18 protein-coding genes are annotated in these 18,875 nt (G+C 65.4%); 17 read left to right on the forward strand and 1 reads right to left on the reverse strand.

Annotated elements, in window-relative coordinates; all coding sequences use genetic code 11:
- The first annotated feature begins 55 nt into the window (after positions 1 to 55).
- The 11 genes from ABIA90_RS01510 (at position 56) to ABIA90_RS01560 (ending at position 12,876) form a co-directional block, all read left to right on the forward strand.
- Positions 56 to 1,591, forward strand: coding sequence for a sugar ABC transporter ATP-binding protein (locus tag ABIA90_RS01510; protein ID WP_354117030.1), 1,536 nt, complete (start codon positions 56 to 58; stop codon positions 1,589 to 1,591).
- Complete coding sequence (locus tag ABIA90_RS01515; RefSeq protein WP_354117031.1) at positions 1,588 to 2,580, forward strand: ABC transporter permease; 993 nt, start codon at positions 1,588 to 1,590, stop codon at positions 2,578 to 2,580. Before ABIA90_RS01510 ends, ABIA90_RS01515 begins: the two co-directional genes overlap by 4 nt.
- A complete protein-coding gene (gene yjfF / locus ABIA90_RS01520; protein ID WP_071915510.1) occupies positions 2,577 to 3,557 on the forward strand; it encodes a galactofuranose ABC transporter, permease protein YjfF in 981 nt (326 codons plus the stop codon). Before ABIA90_RS01515 ends, yjfF begins: the two co-directional genes overlap by 4 nt.
- The gene (locus ABIA90_RS01525) at positions 3,554 to 4,306 is read left to right on the forward strand and encodes a FadR/GntR family transcriptional regulator (protein WP_028150313.1); all 753 of its coding nucleotides are present in this window, start codon (positions 3,554 to 3,556) and stop codon (positions 4,304 to 4,306) included. The genes yjfF and ABIA90_RS01525 overlap by 4 nt, the downstream gene beginning before the upstream one ends.
- Positions 4,303 to 5,229, forward strand: coding sequence for a Gfo/Idh/MocA family protein (locus tag ABIA90_RS01530; protein ID WP_354117032.1), 927 nt, complete (start codon positions 4,303 to 4,305; stop codon positions 5,227 to 5,229). The genes ABIA90_RS01525 and ABIA90_RS01530 overlap by 4 nt, the downstream gene beginning before the upstream one ends.
- 2 nt (positions 5,230 to 5,231) lie before the next feature.
- Positions 5,232 to 6,308: an aldose epimerase family protein gene (locus tag ABIA90_RS01535; protein ID WP_354117033.1), complete on the forward strand. Its 1,077-nt coding sequence runs from the start codon at positions 5,232 to 5,234 to the stop codon at positions 6,306 to 6,308.
- Positions 6,308 to 7,186, forward strand: a complete 879-nt coding sequence (locus tag ABIA90_RS01540; protein ID WP_354117614.1) for an SMP-30/gluconolactonase/LRE family protein — start codon at positions 6,308 to 6,310, stop codon at positions 7,184 to 7,186. Before ABIA90_RS01535 ends, ABIA90_RS01540 begins: the two co-directional genes overlap by 1 nt.
- A gap of 73 nt (positions 7,187 to 7,259) precedes the next feature.
- Positions 7,260 to 8,333 carry a multiple monosaccharide ABC transporter substrate-binding protein gene (gene chvE / locus ABIA90_RS01545; protein WP_166098133.1) on the forward strand — a complete coding sequence of 358 codons (1,074 nt, stop codon included), beginning with the start codon at positions 7,260 to 7,262 and terminating at the stop codon, positions 8,331 to 8,333.
- A 101-nt stretch (positions 8,334 to 8,434) separates the two neighbouring features.
- Complete coding sequence (mmsA, locus tag ABIA90_RS01550; protein ID WP_247308658.1) at positions 8,435 to 10,012, forward strand: multiple monosaccharide ABC transporter ATP-binding protein; 1,578 nt, start codon at positions 8,435 to 8,437, stop codon at positions 10,010 to 10,012.
- Positions 10,009 to 11,199 (forward strand): multiple monosaccharide ABC transporter permease, encoded by a 1,191-nt coding sequence (mmsB, locus tag ABIA90_RS01555; protein WP_063984477.1) that lies wholly within the window; start codon positions 10,009 to 10,011, stop codon positions 11,197 to 11,199. The genes mmsA and mmsB overlap by 4 nt, the downstream gene beginning before the upstream one ends.
- A gap of 471 nt (positions 11,200 to 11,670) precedes the next feature.
- Entirely contained in the window at positions 11,671 to 12,876 is a 1,206-nt protein-coding gene (locus tag ABIA90_RS01560) for a sensor histidine kinase (protein ID WP_354117034.1), read from the forward strand.
- A gap of 29 nt (positions 12,877 to 12,905) precedes the next feature.
- Here ABIA90_RS01560 and ABIA90_RS01565 read toward each other — a convergent pair whose 3' ends face one another.
- On the reverse strand, positions 12,906 to 13,061 hold the full coding sequence (locus ABIA90_RS01565; protein WP_085965373.1) for a hypothetical protein: 156 nt from the start codon (positions 13,059 to 13,061) through the stop codon (positions 12,906 to 12,908).
- Positions 13,062 to 13,233: 172 nt separating this feature from the next.
- On the opposite strand from ABIA90_RS01565, the gene ABIA90_RS01570 reads away from it, so the two are divergent.
- From ABIA90_RS01570 to ABIA90_RS01595, 6 genes are all read left to right on the forward strand, one after another.
- On the forward strand, positions 13,234 to 13,809 hold the full coding sequence (locus tag ABIA90_RS01570) for a cytochrome c oxidase subunit 3 family protein (RefSeq protein ID WP_354117035.1): 576 nt from the start codon (positions 13,234 to 13,236) through the stop codon (positions 13,807 to 13,809).
- Between the two features lie 2 nt (positions 13,810 to 13,811).
- On the forward strand, positions 13,812 to 14,072 hold the full coding sequence (locus tag ABIA90_RS01575) for a cytochrome C oxidase subunit IV family protein (RefSeq protein WP_085399417.1): 261 nt from the start codon (positions 13,812 to 13,814) through the stop codon (positions 14,070 to 14,072).
- A 110-nt stretch (positions 14,073 to 14,182) separates the two neighbouring features.
- Positions 14,183 to 14,635 carry a c-type cytochrome gene (locus tag ABIA90_RS01580; protein WP_014496596.1) on the forward strand — a complete coding sequence of 151 codons (453 nt, stop codon included), beginning with the start codon at positions 14,183 to 14,185 and terminating at the stop codon, positions 14,633 to 14,635.
- 67 nt (positions 14,636 to 14,702) lie between these two features.
- Positions 14,703 to 16,049 (forward strand): cbb3-type cytochrome c oxidase subunit I, encoded by a 1,347-nt coding sequence (locus ABIA90_RS01585; protein ID WP_085399419.1) that lies wholly within the window; start codon positions 14,703 to 14,705, stop codon positions 16,047 to 16,049.
- Between the two features lie 59 nt (positions 16,050 to 16,108).
- Complete coding sequence (locus ABIA90_RS01590) at positions 16,109 to 16,921, forward strand: CbbQ/NirQ/NorQ/GpvN family protein (protein WP_354117036.1); 813 nt, start codon at positions 16,109 to 16,111, stop codon at positions 16,919 to 16,921.
- Positions 16,922 to 16,931: 10 nt separating this feature from the next.
- Positions 16,932 to 18,851 carry a nitric oxide reductase activation protein NorD gene (locus tag ABIA90_RS01595; RefSeq protein ID WP_354117037.1) on the forward strand — a complete coding sequence of 640 codons (1,920 nt, stop codon included), beginning with the start codon at positions 16,932 to 16,934 and terminating at the stop codon, positions 18,849 to 18,851.
- Positions 18,852 to 18,875: the final 24 nt, after the last annotated feature.

The raw sequence follows: 18,875 nt of genomic DNA on the forward strand, positions 1-18,875 counted from the left end.
ACGAATAGGCTGGGTGTCCGCAGCATAAGCGGACGCCGGTGGGAGTGACGTCGTTATGGAGAACAGCCCCGATCCTGCTCCTTCCCTGCTGGAGGTGCGCGGGATCAGCAAAAGCTTCGGTGCTGTGCGTGCGTTGCAGGAGGTCGACTTCACGCTTCGTGCCGGCGAGATTCATGCGTTGCTCGGTGAGAACGGCGCCGGCAAATCCACGATGATCAAGGTGATCACCGGCGTATTCCCCCGCGATGCCGGCATCGTCCGGCTCGGCGGCGAGGAGGTCGCGCCGCGCTCGGCCAAGGCCGCGCTCGAGGCCGGTATCGCCACCGTCTACCAGGAGGTCAATCTGCTGCCGAATCTCTCGGTCGCGCAGAACCTGTTCCTCGACCGGCAGCCGATGCGCTTCGGCATCGTACGTGAAGGCGAGATGCGGCGCCGCGCCAAGGCGCTTCTCACGGACTTCGGCCTCGATATCGACGTCGCCGCGCCGCTCGGTAGCTATTCCGTCGCCATCCAGCACGTCACCGCGATTGCGCGGGCCGTCGATCTCTCCGCGCGCGTGCTGATCCTGGACGAGCCCACCGCGAGCCTCGACCGTCACGAGGTCGAGATTCTCTTTGGCATCATGCGTCAGCTCGCCAAGCGCGGCATCGGCATCGTATTCGTCAGTCACTTCCTCGATCAGGTCTACGAGATCTCCGACCGCATCACGGTGTTGCGCAACGGCCGCCTGGTCGGTGAGCGCGAGACCGCATCGTTGCCGCGGCTCGAGTTGATCCGGATGATGCTCGGCCGCGAGCTGGCCGAGACCACTAGCGCCCGCGCGTCGGCGGGAGAGCATCAGGCGCGCGAGGTCTGCGCGAGTTTCGAGAACTACGGCAAGGCCGGCTATGTCGCGCCGTTCAATCTCGAGCTGCGCCATGGCGAGGTCGTGGGTCTCGCCGGCCTGCTCGGCTCGGGCCGGACCGAGACGGCGCGGTTGGTGTTCGGTGCCGAGCGCGCCGATGGGGGGCAGGCGAGGGTGGAGGGGGCGCCCGTGCGGCTGCAATCGCCACGCGACGGCGTGCGCCACGGTTTTGGCTATTGCCCGGAGGAACGCAAGACCGACGGCATCGTCGCCGAACTCACCGTGCGCGAGAACATCGTGCTCGCGCTCCAGGCCAAGCGCGGCCTGCACCGGCCGCTGTCGCGCCGCGAGCAGGACGAGATCGCAAGCCGCTACGTCAAGATGCTCGACATCCGCCCGCCCGATCCGGAGCGCGCCGTGGGGCTGCTGTCCGGCGGCAATCAGCAGAAGGTGCTGCTGGCGCGCTGGCTCGCGACCTCGCCGCGCCTCCTGGTGCTGGACGAGCCGACCCGCGGCATCGACGTCGGCGCGCATGCCGAGATCATCCGCCTGATCCGCGAGCTCTGCGACGACGGACTGGCGCTGCTCGTGATCTCCTCCGAGCTGGATGAGATCGTGACCTATTCCGACCGCGTGGTCGTGCTGCGCGACCGCGCCCATGTCGAGGTGCTCGCGGGCGAGGCGATCGACGTCGGCAACATTCTCGCGGCCATCGCCGCCGATGGCGCGCATGAGGGCCGGGCATGACAGCGCTGTTGCCGCGCCGCGGACTTGCCCAGATCCTCGCGTTGATCGTCATCCTGGCGGTCGATCGCATCGTGTCACCGCAATTCTTCGATCTGCGCCTCCAGGACGGCCGGCTGTTCGGCAGCCTGATCGACGTACTCAACCGCGGCACGCCGGTGGCGCTGCTCTCGCTCGGCATGGTGCTGGTGATCGCGACGCGCGGCATCGATCTGTCGGTCGGTGCGGTCATGGCCATCTCGGGCGCGATCGCGGCGAGCCTTGCCGACACGCACAGTCTGGCCGTGGTCCTCGCGGCCGCGCTCGGCGCTGGCCTGATCTGCGGATTGTGGAACGGATTTCTCGTCGCGGTGCTCGGCATGCAGCCGATCGTGGCGACGCTGATCCTGATGGTGGCAGGACGCGGCATCGCGCAGCTCATTACCGAGGGGCGTATCGTGACCTTCTCCTCGCCGGATCTGGTCTGGCTTGGCAATGGCGCGGTGCTCGGCGTGCCGATGCCGGTCGTGATCGCCCTGGGCATGCTGATTCTCACCGGCGCGGTGGTGCGCGGTTCGGCGCTCGGACTGCTGATCGAGGCGACCGGCGGCAACGCGCGGGCGAGCGAGCTTGCCGGCGTCGGCACGCGTGCGATGATCCTGGCTGTCTACGTCTGGTGCGGCGTCTGCGCCGCGCTCGCCGGCGTGATCGCGGCGGCCGACATCATGGGCGCGGATGCCAACAATGCCGGCCTCTGGCTCGAGCTCGACGCCATCCTCGCGGTGGTGATCGGCGGCACCTCCCTGTTCGGCGGCCGTTTCAGCCTCGTGCTGGCCGTGCTCGGTGCGTTGATCATCCAGACCATGAACACCGGCATTCTGCTGTCGGGCTACCCGCCGGAGTTCAATTTGCTGGTCAAAGCGGTGGTGGTGATGACGGTGCTGCTGCTGCAATCGTCGAAATTTTCGGGGATTGCCGGGATCGCCGCGCGGCTGCGGAGGTCCAAAGCATGAAAGGCCTGCCGCCCGTCCTCATCACCGCCATCGTGCTGGTTGCCGGCTTTGCGCTCTGCGCCGTGCAATTCCCCAACATCGCCTCGACCCGCGTAGTCGGCAATCTCCTCACCGACAACGCCTTTCTCGGCATCGTCGCGACCGGCATGACCTTCGTCATCATCTCCGGCGGCATCGACCTCTCGGTCGGCTCGGTGATCGGTTTCACCACGGTGTTCGTGGCGCTTGCGATCGAGCGCTGGGGCGTGCCGCCGCTGCTTGCCTTCGTCGCGATCCTCGCGCTCTCGGCGGCCTTCGGAGCGGCGATGGGCGCGGTGATCCATGTCTTCGACCTGCCGCCGTTCATCGTGACGCTGGCGGGGATGTTCCTGGCCCGCGGCGCGAGCTTCCTGCTCTCGACGGAATCGGTGCCGATCACCGCGCCGGTCTATTCCACCGTGTCGGACTTCGCGCTGCGGATGCCCGGCGGAGGGCGATTGACGGCGATTGCCATCATCATGCTCGTGATCGTGATCGGCGGCGCCTTGCTGCTGCATCTCACCCGGTTCGGCGCCAATGTCTACGCGCTCGGCGGCAGCCGGGCGACCGCGAGCCTGATGGGCGTTGCCGTCGGCAAGATGACGGTGAGGATCTACATGCTGTCGAGCCTGCTCGCGGGCATCGCCGGCATCGTGTTCTCCTTCTACACGAGCGCCGGCTACTCGCTCTCCGCGGTCGGCGTCGAGCTCGACACCATCGCGGCCGTCGTGATCGGCGGCACGCTGCTCACGGGCGGGCAGGGCTCGGTGATCGGCACCTTCCTCGGTGTGCTGATCCAGGGCCTGATCCAGACCTACATCAATTTCGACGGAACGCTGTCGAGCTGGTGGACCAAGATCGCGACCGGCGTGCTACTGTTTGCCTTCATCGCCTTGCAGCAGGGGCTGGTCGCGCTCGCGCGGCGGCCGGCGGCGAAGCGCGCAGGAGCAGCCACATGACGTCGCGCATCGTCGTCATCCCGACGCGCCGGGCTCACTCCAACCATGCGGAAGTGGCCCGCTCGATCGGCGTCGACATCATCGCCGGCCGCTACGCCGAGGGAACGCGCCTGCCTGGTGATGCCGAGATGATTGCGATGTTCGGCGTGTCGCGACCGGTGCTGCGCGAGAGCGTGAAGACCTTGGTCGCCAAGGGCCTGCTCACCACCAAGGCCCGCGTCGGCACGGTCGTGCGCGAGCGCGCCGCCTGGAACATGTTCGACGCCGACGTGCTGGCCTGGCATCTGGACGCCGGCATCGACAAGCGCTTCCTCAACGACCTCGCCGAGATTCGCCTCGCGGTCGAGCCGCGCGCGGCCATGCTGGCTGCGGCGCAGCGGTCCGAGGACGACCTCGCCGAGCTCCGTCGTTGCATGGACCGCATGCGGTTTGAGGCTTCCGATTCCGTCGGCTTTGCCGACGCCGACCTCGCGCTCCATGTTGCGGTGGCGCGCGCGTCGGGCAATCTGTTCATGCGCTCGATCGGCCACGTCATCGAGGCCGCCCTGCGCGCCTCCTTCCTGCTCAGTGCACCGGTCGAGCCGGAGGACCGTGACACCGTGCTGCTCTGGCACCAGAAGATCGTCGATGGCATCGCCGCCGGCGACGCCCAGACCGCCTCGGAAGCGATGGTTTATGTCATTCACAACGGTATGCGCCGCCACGAGGCCGAGGCGCTGCCGTCCGCGGATATTGGAGAAAAAGCGTGACCGAACTTCGCATTGCCATCGTCGGCTTCGGCAAGATCGCGCGCGACCAGCATGTCGGTGCGATTGCTGCGACGGCGGGCGCGACGCTCGCGGCCGTCGCGAGCCGCAACGCATCGCTGCCGGGCGTGCCGCATTTTGCGACCATCGAGGAACTGCTGGAAAAGGGACCGCCGATCGATGCCGTCTCGCTCTGCACGCCGCCGCAGGTACGGCGCGCCCAGGCCGCCGCGGCGCTCGCTGCCGGCAAGCACGTGATGCTGGAGAAGCCGCCCGGCACCGGCGTCGCCGAGCTCGACCCGCTGATCGCGATGGCGGAGGAAGCCAAGCGAACGCTGTTTGCGACCTGGCATTCGCGCTATGCGCCCGCGGTCGAGCCGGCGCGCGCGTGGCTTCTCACGCGGCGGATCAAGTCTGTGCACATCAACTGGAAGGAAGACGTTCGCGTCTGGCATCCCGGGCAGGGCTGGATCTGGGAGCCGGGCGGGCTCGGCGTGTTCGATCCCGGCATCAACGCGCTCTCGATCCTGACCCGTATTCTGCCCCGGCCGGTGTTCGTCACCGCGGCCGAGCTGGCCTTTCCAGCCAATTGCCAGGCCCCGATCGCCGCGAACCTGACGCTGACCGACATTGGCGGCCTGCCTGTGACCGCCGAATTCGATTTCCGCCAGACCGGACCGCAGAGTTGGGATATTCTCGTCGAGACGGACCAGGGCCGAATGACGTTGTCGGGTGGCGGCCGGCGCATGGCGATCGACGGCGAGACCGTTGCCGAGGCGCCCGATCAGGAATATCGCGAGCTGTACGGGCGCTTCGTCAAGCTCACCGCGACCGGCGCGCGCGACGTCGACCTGGCGCCGCTGCGTCTCGTTGCCGATGCCTTCCTGCTCGGCAAGCGCAACATCGTCGAACCGTTTGTGGACTGAACATGGCTGGCTCAAAAATAACAAAAGACATCTTCGGAACGCTGCCGGACGGTCGCAACGTCGAGCGCATCGCGCTGCGCGGGGAGGGCGGGTTCGAAGCCCGCATCATCACCCATGGCGCGGTGATCCAGGCGCTCATCGCGCCGGACGCCAAAGGCGGTTACGACGACGTCGTGCTCGGCCATGACGCGTTCGCCGGTTATCTCGCCGAACGAAAGTTCTTCGGTGCCACCGTCGGCCGCTACGCCAACCGCATTGCCAGCGGACGATTTTCGCTGGACGGCGAAACGGTGCAGCTTCCGGTCAACAACGGTCCGAATGCGCTGCATGGCGGCCTCGACGGGTTCGATCGCAAGCTCTGGGAGATCGCCGCCATCGACGACGGCGCGGAGCCGGGCGTCACGCTCACCTATTCGAGTCCGCATGGCGAAGAAAATTATCCCGGCCGGCTCGACGTACGTCTGACCTATTGCGTCACCGGCCCGGCCGAGCTGTCGTTGACGATGGAGGCGCGAACCGACCGACCGACCATCGTCAACCTGACCAATCACAGCTTCTTCAATCTGGAAGGCGCGACCTCAGGCACGCCCATTCTCGACCACAAGCTGACGGTCGCCGCCGAGCATTTCCTCGCCATCGATCCCACCGCCATTCCGTTGCCTGAGCCGCCGCGCGCGGTGGCCGGAACGCCGTTCGACTTCCGCGACGGCGAGGCCGTCGGCGCGCGCATCCGCGAGAGCGATCAGCAATTGCGGAACGGCAAGGGCTACGACCATACCTACTGTCTCGGGCGTGTTGGCAAGCTTGCTTTCGCGGCCCGGCTGGAGGCGCCGCGTTCGGGGCGCATCATGGAGCTCCTGACCAATCAGCCCGGCCTTCAGGTCTATTCCGGCAACTATCTCGACGGCACGATCTCGGGCAAGGGCGGCAAGCTGATCCGGCAGTCGGATGCCATGTGTCTCGAGCCGCACATCTGGCCGGATGCGCCGAACCGGCCGGATTTCCCGAGCCCGCGCCTCAATCCCGGCGAGGTCTACCGCCATCACACGGTCTATCGCTTTGGAGTGAGGACGCCATGATGGAAGAGGTGCCGACCTCGGTGCTCTCGGACGATCCGTGCCATCTCGGCGAGGGGCCGACCTATGATTTGAGCACCGACACGGCCTGGTGGTTCGATATCCGCGAGGGGCGGCTGTTCGAGGCGCATCTCGGCAGCGGCAGCATTCGTGTCCACGCGCTCGGCCGGATGGCGAGCGGTCTCGGGCGCATCGACGCCGAGCGCCAGTTGATCGTCGCCGAAGACGGCATCTACATCCGCAAGCTCGCCGACGGCGCGTTGACGCTGGTCTGTCCGCTTGAAGCCGACAATCCCGCGACGCGCTCCAACGATGCCCGTGTGCATCAGTCCGGCACGTTCTGGATCGGCACCATGGGCCGCAATGCGGAGGCAGGAGCAGGCGCGATCTACGCATTCCATCGCGGCAAGATCTCGATGCTGTTCCCCCGCATCACCATTCCCAATTCGATCTGCTTTTCACCTGATGGTGCGACCGGCTACTTCGCCGACACCGCGCGCGCCGTGCTCTACGCCGTTCCGCTTGATCCGGCGACCGGCTTGCCGCGAGGCGAGCCGGACGTTCTGCTGCGCCACACCGGCATCGGGGGCCTCGACGGCTCGGTGTGCGACGCCGACGGGCAGATCTGGAACGCCTGCTGGGGTGCGGGCCGGATCGATGTCTACTCTCCGCAAGGCGAGCGCCTGCGCTCGCTGCGCGTGCCGGCAAGGCAGTCGAGCTGCCCGGCCTTCGTCGGCCCTGATCTGTCGCGCCTCCTCGTCACGTCGGCCTGGCAGGATATGGACGCCGCGGCGCGCGCCGCCGATCCGCAAGCCGGCTGCACTTTCCTGTTGCAGGCATCCGCGCGTGGTCGCGCGGAGCCTGACGTCACGCTCGCATAGGAGGCTCGAAGCCGCACACGACCAACGTTCTCGACGAAACGAAGAAACAGTCTGACACCCAAGGGAGTAAAACATGCTGAAACTGAAGACGACATTCCTCGCGCTGGCGCTGGCCGGCGCAGCGACGATGGCCTCAGGCGTCACCGCCTCCGCCCAGGACAAGGCGACGGTCGGCATAGCCATGCCGACGAAATCGTCGGCGCGCTGGATCGACGACGGCAACAACATGGTCAAGGTGCTGAAGGAGCGCGGCTACAACACCGACCTGCAATATGCCGAGGACGACATCCCGAACCAGCTCTCGCAGGTCGAGAACATGGTGACCAAGGGTGCGAAAGCGCTGGTGATCGCCGCGATCGACGGCACCACGCTGTCCGACGTGCTCAAGCAGGCGAAAGCAAAAGGCATCACCGTGATCGCCTATGACCGCCTGATCCGCGGCACGCCGAACGTCGACTATTACGCGACCTTTGACAATTTCCAGGTCGGCGTGCTGCAGGCGGAATCGCTCGTGCAGGGGCTCGGCCTCAAGGACGGCAAGGGCCCATTCAACATCGAGCTGTTCGGCGGCTCGCCCGACGACAACAACGCCTACTTCTTCTACAACGGCGCGATGAGCGTGCTGAAGCCGTACATCGACAGCGGCAAGCTCGTCGTCGTCTCCGGCCAGATGGGCATGGACAAGGTCGCGACGCTCCGCTGGGACGGCGCCACCGCACAGGCGCGCATGGACAATCTGCTCAGCGCCTACTACGGCAACAAGAAGGTCAACGCGGTGCTGTCGCCCTATGACGGCCTGTCGATCGGCATCATCTCGTCGCTGAAGGGCGTGGGCTATGGCAGCGCCGGCCAGCCGATGCCGATCATCAGCGGCCAGGATGCCGAGGTGCCCTCGATCAAGGCGATGCTGCGCGGTGATCAGTACTCGACCATCTTCAAGGACACCCGCGACCTCGCCAAGGTGACCGCCGACATGGTCGACGCCGCACTCGCCGGCAAGCAGGTCACCGTCAACGACACCAAGACCTACGAGAACGGCGCCAAGACGGTGCCGTCCTATCTCTTGAAGCCGGTCGTGGTCTACAAGGACAATTGGGAGAAGACTCTGGTCGACAGCGGCTACTACAAGAAGTCGCAGTTCCAGTAAGCTTCTTTCCTTCCACTCTCCCCGCCCGCGGGGAGAGCCTCTTCTCCCTCTCCCCGCAAGCGGGGAGAGGTGAACTAGCAGCGATCGAGGGATGTGAAATCATGACCGCCATGCTGGAGATGCGCAACGTCAGCAAGAGCTTTTCAGGCGTGCAGGCTCTGCGTGACGTGAACTTCTCGGTCGAGGCCGGGCAGATCCACGCGCTTGTCGGCGAGAACGGTGCCGGCAAATCCACACTGATGAAAGTGCTCAGCGGGGTCTATCCGCACGGCAGCTACGAGGGCACCATCGTCTTCGAGGGCGAGGAGCGCCGCTTCCGCGACATCAACGATTCCGAGGCGCTCGGCATCATCATCATCCACCAGGAGCTGGCGCTGATCCCGCTGATGTCGATCGCGGAGAACATCTTCCTGTCGCATCCGCCGTCAAAATTCGGCGTCATCGATCGCGACGAGGTCTACCGGCGCACGCGCGAGCTGCTCGCGCAGGTCGGCCTGAAGGAATCGCCGGATACGCTGATCACCGACCTCGGCGTCGGCAAGCAGCAGCTGGTAGAGATCGCGAAGGCGCTGTCCAAGCGGGTGCGGATGCTGATCCTGGACGAGCCGACCGCGAGCCTCAACGAGGCCGACAGCGCCGCGCTGCTCGAACGCCTGATGGCCTTCCGCGAGCAGGGCATCGGCTCGATCCTGATCTCGCACAAGCTCAACGAGGTGGCCAAGGTCGCCGACCACATCACCGTGCTGCGCGACGGCCGCACCGTCGACAGCATCGACTGCCGCAGCGAGCCGATCCAGGAAGACCGCATCATCCGCAGCATGGTCAACCGCGATCTCGCCCATCGCTTTCCCGAGCGCAGCGCGAAGATCGGCGCGCCTGTCCTGACCGTCGAGAACTGGTCGGTCTATCACCCCATTCATCCCGAGCGGCAGGTGATCAAGAACGTCAATTTCGGCGTGAAGCGCGGCGAGGTCGTCGGCATTGCCGGGCTGATGGGCGCCGGCCGCACCGAGTTTGCCATGAGCCTGTTCGGCCGCTCCTGGGGCACCACTATCAGCGGCCGGATCCGGCTCGAGGGCAGGGAGATCGTGCTGCCGAGCGTCGCGGCTGCGATCGACGCCGGCCTTGCCTATGTCACCGAGGACCGCAAGCAGCTGGGCTTGATCCTGGCCGATGACGTCCGCAAGAACATCACGCTCGCCAGCCTCGACCAGGTCGCACCCGGCCGGGTGATCGACGACATCGCCGAGCTGAAGGTTGCCAGCGACTACCGGAGCCGCATGCGCATCCGCTGCTCCGACGTGTACCAGGAGACCGGCCAGCTCTCCGGCGGCAACCAGCAGAAAGTGGTGCTGTCGAAATGGCTGATGACCGATCCCAAGGTCCTGATCCTGGACGAGCCGACAAGGGGCATCGATGTCGGTGCCAAATACGAGATTTACTGTATCATCAACGAGCTTGCGGAGGCCGGGCGCGGCGTTGTGGTGATCTCCTCGGAGATGCCCGAGCTGCTCGGTATCTGCGATCGCATCTGCGTCATGAACGACGGCGCCTTCGTCGGGGAGTTCAAGGGGGCAGAGGCGACGCAGGAGAAGATCATGCGCGCCATCATGCGCAACGAACGAAGCAACGGAAACGGCGTGCCTGAGGCCGCGGAGATGGGAGGATTGCAGCCATGACCGACAAGACGGTTTCGCTGCCCGAGGAGCGCCGGACCGGCAGCTTCATCAAGAACAATTTGCGCAATTACGGCATGCTCATGTCGTTGATCGCGATCATGCTGTTCTTCCAGGTCATGACCGGCGGCACGCTGCTCCAGCCGCTCAACCTGACCAATCTGGTGCTCCAGAACAGCTACATCGTCATCATGGCGCTCGGCATGCTGCTTGTGATCGTCACCGGCCATATCGACCTCTCGGTGGGGTCGGTCGCGGGCTTCGTCGGCGCGGTCGCCGCCCTGCTGATGGTGACGTACAAGGTCGACTATACGCTCGCCTTCATCGCCTGCCTCGTGGTCGGCGCTGCGATCGGCGCGGCGCAGGGCTATTGGGTCGCCTATTTCAAGATACCGTCTTTCATCGTGACCCTGGCCGGCATGCTCGTGTTCAAGGGACTTGCGCTCGCGGTGTTGCAGGGGCAGTCGCTCGGGCCGTTTCCGCCGACCTTCCAGAAATTGTCGTCGGGCTTCATTCCGGAGTTCCTGCCCGAAGCGGGCACGCTGCATCCGACCTCGATGCTGATCGGCGCGGTGCTGGCGCTGGGGCTGGTCTATGCCAGCGCCAAGAGCCGCGCGCGCGAGCAGTCGCACGGCATCGAGGTCGAGCCTTACGCGTTCTTCCTTGGCAAGAGCGTGGTGCTGGCCTGCGCCGTGCTCTACTTCACCTACCTGATCGCGACCTATCGCGGCCTGCCGAACGTGCTGGTGATCATGAGCGCCTTGATCGCGCTCTACGGCTTCGTCACCCGCCGCACCGTGATCGGCAGGCAGATCTATGCCGTCGGCGGCAACGCCAAGGCGGCAAGCCTGTCGGGCATCAAGACCGAGCGGCTGACCTTCCTCACCTTCGTCAACATGGGCGTGCTGGCCGCGCTCGCCGGCCTCGTCTTTGCCGCGCGCCTTAATACCGCAACTCCCAAGGCCGGCCTCGGCTTCGAGCTCGACGTCATCGCCGCCTGCTTCATCGGCGGCGCCTCGGCCTATGGCGGGGTGGGGCGCGTCGGCGGCGCCGTGGTCGGCGCCATGATCATGGGCGTGATGAACAACGGCATGTCCATCCTCGGCATCGGCATCGACTATCAGCAGGTGATCAAGGGCCTGGTGCTGCTCGGGGCGGTGTGCATCGACGTGTATAACCAGCGGCGGTAGGCGCAAAATCACGTCGCGGGGGAGGCTCTGGCGCCGCCCCGCCAGGCGACTACCATTTTCGTCAATTTCGATCACGGCATCGCGACCGGAACCGATGCCTCGCGATGACCATGATTTGGGGACTAGATCCGGGGGGGCCGAGCAGGGCACGGGCAGGGCAGCACCAGTGGCGGCTCATATCCACGAGATGACAGACGATGAATTTGAGGGCCGGCTTCGCATCCTCTTGCGCATCGTTTCCGTCTGCACCCTCGGGCTAGGCTCCTTTGCTGCAGGTTTATTGATCGGGGCCTTTGTTCTGTTTTGAACGAGGCGATTCACGCCAGAGCCTCGGAACGAGAGGCGCCGGCGCGTCTTCTTGATCTAGATCAACCGATCGTCAATTCCGTGCTAATCTCATGTGGTCGACGCAAGGGACCACGGGGAACCTGAGTGACGAGTACAGTGAGGTCATCGCCGGCTTCGGAGTTGATGCTGGTCTCGACTTTGCCGGCGTTGCAGCTGATCTACGACACCGCCCCGATCGGGTTGGCCTGTCTGTCGCCGGACTGCCGCTATTTGCTGATCAACCAGCGTCTGACCGAGATCTGCGGCATATCCGTCGAAGGCCATCTTGGACATACGGTCAGGGACTGCGTGCCGGCCCTGGCGGATTCCGTCGAGCAGATTGTGCGCTCGATCGTCGCGACGGGCGAGCCCGTGATCGGTATCGAGGTGGCGGGACAGCGGGCCGATCAGGTCGAGGAGCGTTCCTGGGTTACTTATTGGCACCCGCTGCGAATGCCGGATGGCGAGATTGTCGCGGTCAATGTGGCGGCGGAGGAGATCACCGAACGCAAGCGCGCCGAGCGGGAGATTCGCAGCGCCAGGGACGCCGCTGAGACCGCGCTTCGCCATCTGCGCGATATCCAGGACACCCTGATCGAGGCGGAAAAGCTGGCGGCGCTCGGGCGCATGGTTGCCGGTGTCGCGCACGAGATCAACACGCCACTCGGCAGCAGTCTGACGGTGGCATCGACGCTCCAGCGCAAGGCGGAGCAGTTCGCGGCGGAGGTCGCGCGGGGTAATCTCAAGCGCTCGACACTGACAGGGTTTCTGGGACTGGTCAGCGATGCGTCGGCGCAGCTGGTCACGAATCTCGGTCGCGCCGCCGAGCGGGTGCAATCCTTCAAGCAGGTGGCGGCTGACCAGACCGAGTCGCTTCGGCGCAGCTTCGACGCAGGCGAGCTGGCCGGCCAGGTTCTGTCGCAGTTCGAGCGGCAGTTGCGGGTGCGCGACATCGCGTTCAGCCTCCACTGCGAAGCGAATCTCGCCATGGACAGCTATCCCGGGCCTTTCGGCCAAGTGCTCACCAACCTCGCAGTCAATGCGATGACGCACGCGTTCTCCGATGGTGAGACCGGGACGATCAACGTCTCGCTCCGTGCGGTCAATGATGACCACGTTGAGCTGCTGTTTGCTGATGACGGCTGCGGCATGGCTCCCGATGTGGAACGGCGGGCCTTCGACCCGTTCTTCACCACGCGCCGGCACGACGGCGCAAGCGGCCTCGGTCTGCATATCGTGCACAGCATCGTCGTCGACCGGCTGGGTGGGCAGCTCCGGCTCGAGAGCCTGCCCGGCGCGGGGACGCGGTTTCAGCTCATCCTGCCGAGAACGGCGCCCGACCGGCGATAGCTGATCGTTTCCTCATCGGTAGCGCCCGGCTACTGCGTCGTGAACAGCACCGTCGCGATCGCGACGGAGAGGCTCACCGCCGATACCGTCGCCACCGTCGACAGCACGCCCATGCGCCGGAGCGCGATGGCGAAGGCGATGATGATGGGTGTCGCGGTCATTAGCCCGATCTGTGCATCGCTCATGTCATTGCTCACCGCTCTTTGCGAACCCTGAGTCTGTTCGTACCGCGCTCCGGCGAGCGGGACGTTGCGTCGGCGCAAACATCTCCGCCGGTGGCCTCCCAGTTTGTCCTGCGACAAATTCCGAACTGGACGGTTGAGCTAAGTCTGGCCGGTGTCCTGATCCGGAAAGACGATGTCTGCGGCCGATTGCGAACAACAGGGAACTGGCTGGGGAATCTTGGAAGATCTCCCCGGCGATCCCATGATCTGGGTGCTGATCTTCAGCGAGCTCGTCGCCTTCGGCCTGTTCCTCGGCGCCTTCGTCGTTGCCCGGGCGATCCATCCCGTTGTGTTCGCGGCGGGGCAGGCGGCGCTCAACGCGAATCTCGCCGGCCTCAACACAATCGTGCTGGTGACCAGCGGCTGGGCCGCGGCGAGGGCGACCAGATCTGCGCGCGCCAGTGAAAAGCGGGCATCGCGCCGCTGGCTACTGATTGCCATGGCGCTCGGCGGCCTCTTCATCGCGATCAAGCTGACCGAATATGCCGAAGAGATCGGTCGCGGGATCGGCCTAGAAACCAGCCCGTTCTTCACGCTCTACTTCCTCCTGACCGGCTTCCATCTCCTGCACGTCTGCCTCGGCATCATCATCCTTGCCGTGGTCTGCCGCCGCGCCGAGATCTCGGGCGTCGAGACCGGCGCCGCCTTCTGGCACATGGTCGATCTGGTCTGGATCGTCATGTTCCCGATCCTCTATCTGGTGCGCTGATCATGCCCGGCCGTCTCGACATCACCTGGCTCGTGCTGATCGGCCTCGCGCTCGCGACGATCCTGCTTCCGCCACTGATGCCGCGTCCGCTGCTCGCCAATGCACTTCTCCTGGTCCTTGCCGCCATCAAGGGCCGCCGAATCGCGCTCGATTTCATGGACCTTCGGGCGGTGCCGGCGCTCTGGCGCGGCCTCGTCAGCGCATGGATCTTCATCGTCGTGCTGTTCGCCTGGCTCGCCTCCGCCGTCGTCGCATTGATCTGACGCCGCCAACGCAGCGCTCATTGCGCCCGAACAAAGACCCGTCGGCACCGATCGGCAAGATACAGCATCACTGCTCCTCATTACTGGACTCACAACGGAAAGGACTGGCAATGGCTGAACGCCTGACCAAGTCGGCGGCGCGAAACGTCTTCTACGGCGGCTCGGCTTTCTTCTTCGCCATCTTCATCGGGCTGACGGCGCACAGCCACTACTATATGGCGACGACCTCGACGGACGCGACGACGCTGACATCGTCGGTCGCGCGCGGCAAGCATGTCTGGGAGAAGAACTCCTGCATCAACTGCCACACCTTGCTGGGCGAGGGCGCGTATTTCGCCCCTGAAGTCGGCAATGTCTGGGATCGCTGGGGCGGCAATGAGGATCCGGCCGGTGCGCGCGAGACGTTGAAGGCCTGGATGCAGTCACAGCCCTCGGGCGCGGAGGGCCGGCGCCAGATGCCGCAGTTCAATCTCACCGACCAGGAGCTCAACGATCTCGCCGACTTCCTGCAATGGACCAGCAAGATCAAGCGCCAGGAGTGGCCGCCGAACAAGGCCGGCTGACGCCTTCCTCTTTCAGGGCCTTGCCTCCTTCAAGGCCTTGCCTCTTTCAAGACAGAGAGAACCCGAAATGAAATATCAGACCCAGAAAGTCGCGATGCTGTATTTCTACGGCGCGCTGACCCTGTTCCTGGCGCAGGTCCTGTTCGGCCTCCTCGCCGGGACCATCTACGTCCTGCCGAACACGCTGTCGGTGCTGCTGCCGTTCAACATCGTCAGGATGATCCACACCAACGCGCTGATCGTGTGGTCGCTGATCGGCTTCATGGGCGCGACCTACTTCCTGTTACCGGAGGAAACCGAGACCGAGCTGTACAGCCCGCTGCTCGCAAAGATCCAGTTCTGGATGTTTTTTGGCGCGGCGGGGGTGGCCGTGGTCGGCTATCTCTTCCATTACCATGAGGGCCGCGAATTCCTCGAGCAGCCCTTCATCATCAAGGTCGGCATCGTGGTCGTCTGCCTGATGTTCCTGTTCAACGTGACGATGACGGCGCTGAAGGGGCGCAAGACCACGGTCACCAACATCCTGCTGTTCGGTTTGTGGGGCGTCGCGATCTTCTTCCTGTTCGCCTTCTACAATCCCGCCAATCTCGCGGTCGACAAGATGTACTGGTGGTACGTCGTTCATCTCTGGGTCGAGGGCGTCTGGGAGCTGATCATGGCGTCCGTGCTCGCCTATCTGATGATCAAGCTCAACGGCATCGACCGCGAGGTGGTCGAGAAGTGGCTCTACGTCATCATCGGCCTTGCGCTGTTCTCGGGCATTCTCGGCACCGGCCACCACTTCTACTGGATCGGCGCGCCCGGCTACTGGCAGTGGATCGGCTCGCTGTTCTCCACGCTCGAGGTCGCGCCCTTCTTCACCATGGTGATCTTCACGGTGCAGATGACCTGGAAGGCCGGCCGCAAGCATCCGAACCGCGCCGCGCTGCTGTGGTCGGTCGGCTGCTCGGTGATGGCGTTCCTCGGTGCCGGCGTCTGGGGCTTCCTGCACACGCTGTCCTCCGTGAACTACTACACCCACGGCACGCAGGTCACCGCCGCACATGGCCATCTCGCCTTCTTCGGCGCCTATGTGATGCTGAACCTGTCGGTGATGGCTTATGCGATCCCGCAGATCAAGGGACGTGCGCCCTATAACCAGTGGCTCAGCATGACCAGCTTCTGGATCATGTGCACGGCGATGATGACCATGACTTTCGCGTTGACCTTTGCCGGCGTGATTCAGGTCCATCTCCAGCGCGTACTTGGCCAGAGTTACATGGACGTGCAGGACCAGCTTGCCTTCTTCTACTGGGTGCGGCTCGGCTCCGGCGTGTTCGTCGCGATCTCGGCATTGATGTTCGTCTGGGCGGTACTGGTGCCCGGCCGCGAGAAGCAGGCGACTATCCCAGGCGCCCTGCAACCGGCCGAATAAACACAAGGCGGCCGCGCGAGTCGCGGCCGCCGTTCCAGAGTGATTTCCGGAGAAGAACCATGACAGCAGCACTTCACGCCTTGTCGGCACCCGCGCTCGTGCTCCCGGCTTACGTTCCGAGCGGCAACGAATGCGCGCTGTTCGAGCACGCCTGGCGGCATCAGCTCCCGGTCTTGTTGAAGGGACCGACCGGCTGCGGCAAGACACGCTTCGTCGCCCACATGGCGGCGCGGCTGGGATTGCCGCTTCATACCGTCGCCTGCCACGACGATCTCACCGCCGCCGATCTTACCGGCCGCTACCTGCTGAGGGGCGGCGACACCGTATGGACCGACGGTCCGCTGACACGCGCGGTGCGGGAAGGCGGCGTCTGCTATCTCGACGAAGTCGTGGAGGCGCGCAAGGACGTCACGGTGGTGCTGCATCCGCTCACCGACGACCGCCGTATCCTGCCGCTGGAGCGGACCGGCGAGGAGCTGGTCGCGCCGAAGAGCTTCATGCTCGTGGTCTCCTACAATCCCGGTTACCAGACGCTGCTGAAGGCGTTGAAGCCGTCGACGCGTCAGCGCTTCGTTGCCATCGAGTTCGGCTTCTTAGCCCCGGAGCAGGAGATCGCGGTGGTGGCGGCCGAGAGCGGGCTCGCGCCCGACTATGTGCGGCCGCTGGTCCTGCTGGCCGGCCGGCTGCGCGCACTGAAGGGGCACGACCTGGAGGAGGGCGTTTCGACCCGTCTCGTGGTCTATTGCGCTACCCTGATTGCGGCGGGAGCCTCAATTACGGATGCGGTGCTGGCCGGCATGATCGAACCGCTCACCGATGACGCAGACGTCAAGGCGGCGCTGCTCGACGTCGCGCGCGCCGTGATGTCCTGAGGGTGATGCGATGCTCGATTTCCTCGAGCTTGAAGAAACCGTCGGCCGTGCCTGGCATCGCCTGGTTGGGGGTACCGCGAGCTATCCGGCCTATGCCGAATACGCGGTGTCGCTCGCGGAGGTGCGCAGCCGGATCGCGATCATGTTCCGCGCGCTTGGTGGGGAGACGGGCGTGCAGATCGCGAGCGCGAGTGCCCGCCGTACCGGGCATCGGCTTGGATGGCGGCAGCGCATCGGGCTCGGCGACGAGCGGCTCGCGCAACCAGGGCGTGACGCCGCGACGATCCTCCTGCCCGACAACATCGCGATCTTCGCCGATCGCGGGCTGAATGCTGCGCTGTACCGGTGGCTGGCCGCGTGGTTTGCGTTTGCACCGGTCGAAGTGATCGCGGAGGCCGATCCGCTGCGGCGCGATCTGCTGACGCTGCGGCGGGCCAGCGAGATCGCGGTGCTTGTGCTGACGGAATGTCCCGGCCTTGCCGAGGACTACGCCCGGCTGGCCGCCGCCACGGCCATGGCGCGGCCGCACCGGCCATTGCCGCGCATCGAGCAGGACTTGGAGCAGATCATGCTCGCTCTGCTCGGCGCCGATACGCCGCCGGTGGGAAAGCTGTGGCCGGCGATGATGGGGACGGGGCCGCTGCCGGACAAGGCGCCGCCCGGCTATCGTTCGATCCTGCCATGCCCGCTCTGGGGCGATTGCTGGACACGGGCGCTGTCGCCCGCACATGCGGGTGACGACGCGTGCGTGCCGACCGCTGCGCCAGTGCCATCGGACGATCGCAAGCGTTTCGCCGTCCGCGAGCGCGAAGACGGTACCGATCGCCGCGATCCTTTCGTGCTCAATCGCTTTGAAAAGATCCTCGCGATGGCCGAGATGATCAATGTCGACCGCCCGGCTGACGACAGTGAGGACGAGGATGCGCAGAAGGCAGCCGACGACCTCGAGGAGATCACGCTCAGCCGCCGCAGCGGCAAGCCGGCGAGCCGGCTCAAATTCGATCTCGACCTGCCGCCGGAAGCCCTCGATGCCTCGCCATTGAACGCGGACCTAAGCTATCCCGAATGGGATTATCGCAGCGGCTCCTATCTGCCCGATCATTGCCGCGTGCTCGCGGGTGCGGCCTCCGAGCTGGGTGAGGGCTGGAGGCCTGATGACGCCATGCGTCGGCACATCCGCCAGGTGCGCCGCCGCTTCGAGGTGTTGCGGCCGCGTCATGAATTGATGCGCGCCCAGGCCGATGGCCACGACCTCGACCTCGACGCGCTCGTGCGTGCGCGATGCGATCTCCGCGCCGGAAGTGGCGGAGGCGGTCGCGATCGCGTCCATGTGGCGATGCGACCGCGAGGGGACGATCTTGCCGTCACGCTGCTCGTGGACGTCTCGCTCTCGACGGACGCCTGGGTCGACGGTTATCGGGTACTCGACGTCGAGAAGGAGGCGTTGCTGGTGCTTGCGCACGGCCTGTCGGCCTGCGGCGATCACCACAGTATCCTCACCTTCACCTCGCGCCGACGTTCCTGGGTTCGGCTCGAAACGGTCAAGGCCTTCGGCGAGCCGATGAGTGGCGCGATCGAGCGCCGGATCGGCGCGCTGAAGCCTGGCTATTACACACGGATCGGTGCGGCGGTACGCCACGCCTCGGCCGAGCTGGCGCGCCAGCCGCAGCGCAAGAAGTTGCTGCTCGTTCTCACCGACGGCAAGCCGAACGACGTCGATCATTATGAGGGGCGCTTTGCGGTCGAGGACACCCGCAAATCCGTGCAGGAGGCGCGGCGGCTCGGCATCGCGGTCTTCGGCGTGACGGTTGATGCGACGGCGCAATCCTACGTCCCGACGCTGTTCGGCCGCAGCGGCTACGCCATCGTCGGCAATATCCGCCGCTTGCCTGCGGCGCTGCCGGCGATCTATCGACAGGTCGCCCATTGACCCCCGGAGAGCCCGCCACGCGTC

This window comes from Bradyrhizobium sp. LA6.8 (genome assembly GCF_040547935.1).
Taxonomy (GTDB): Bacteria; Pseudomonadota; Alphaproteobacteria; order Rhizobiales; family Xanthobacteraceae; genus Bradyrhizobium; species Bradyrhizobium barranii.

Bases quoted from the DNA above. Each gene is read 5' to 3' on its own strand.
- ABIA90_RS01510 (WP_354117030.1), top strand. From the start codon at position 56: ATGGAGAACAGCCCCGATCCTGCTCCTTCCCTGCTGGAGGTGCGCGGG.
- ABIA90_RS01515 (WP_354117031.1), top strand. From the start codon at position 1,588: ATGACAGCGCTGTTGCCGCGCCGCGGACTTGCCCAGATCCTCGCGTTG.
- yjfF (WP_071915510.1), top strand. From the start codon at position 2,577: ATGAAAGGCCTGCCGCCCGTCCTCATCACCGCCATCGTGCTGGTTGCC.
- ABIA90_RS01525 (WP_028150313.1), top strand. From the start codon at position 3,554: ATGACGTCGCGCATCGTCGTCATCCCGACGCGCCGGGCTCACTCCAAC.
- ABIA90_RS01535 (WP_354117033.1), top strand. From the start codon at position 5,232: ATGGCTGGCTCAAAAATAACAAAAGACATCTTCGGAACGCTGCCGGAC.
- ABIA90_RS01540 (WP_354117614.1), top strand. From the start codon at position 6,308: ATGGAAGAGGTGCCGACCTCGGTGCTCTCGGACGATCCGTGCCATCTC.
- chvE (WP_166098133.1), top strand. From the start codon at position 7,260: ATGCTGAAACTGAAGACGACATTCCTCGCGCTGGCGCTGGCCGGCGCA.
- mmsA (WP_247308658.1), top strand. From the start codon at position 8,435: ATGACCGCCATGCTGGAGATGCGCAACGTCAGCAAGAGCTTTTCAGGC.
- mmsB (WP_063984477.1), top strand. From the start codon at position 10,009: ATGACCGACAAGACGGTTTCGCTGCCCGAGGAGCGCCGGACCGGCAGC.
- ABIA90_RS01560 (WP_354117034.1), top strand. From the start codon at position 11,671: ATGCTGGTCTCGACTTTGCCGGCGTTGCAGCTGATCTACGACACCGCC.
- ABIA90_RS01565 (WP_085965373.1), bottom strand. From the start codon at position 13,061: ATGAGCGATGCACAGATCGGGCTAATGACCGCGACACCCATCATCATC.
- ABIA90_RS01570 (WP_354117035.1), top strand. From the start codon at position 13,234: ATGTCTGCGGCCGATTGCGAACAACAGGGAACTGGCTGGGGAATCTTG.
- ABIA90_RS01575 (WP_085399417.1), top strand. From the start codon at position 13,812: ATGCCCGGCCGTCTCGACATCACCTGGCTCGTGCTGATCGGCCTCGCG.
- ABIA90_RS01580 (WP_014496596.1), top strand. From the start codon at position 14,183: ATGGCTGAACGCCTGACCAAGTCGGCGGCGCGAAACGTCTTCTACGGC.
- ABIA90_RS01585 (WP_085399419.1), top strand. From the start codon at position 14,703: ATGAAATATCAGACCCAGAAAGTCGCGATGCTGTATTTCTACGGCGCG.
- ABIA90_RS01590 (WP_354117036.1), top strand. From the start codon at position 16,109: ATGACAGCAGCACTTCACGCCTTGTCGGCACCCGCGCTCGTGCTCCCG.
- ABIA90_RS01595 (WP_354117037.1), top strand. From the start codon at position 16,932: ATGCTCGATTTCCTCGAGCTTGAAGAAACCGTCGGCCGTGCCTGGCAT.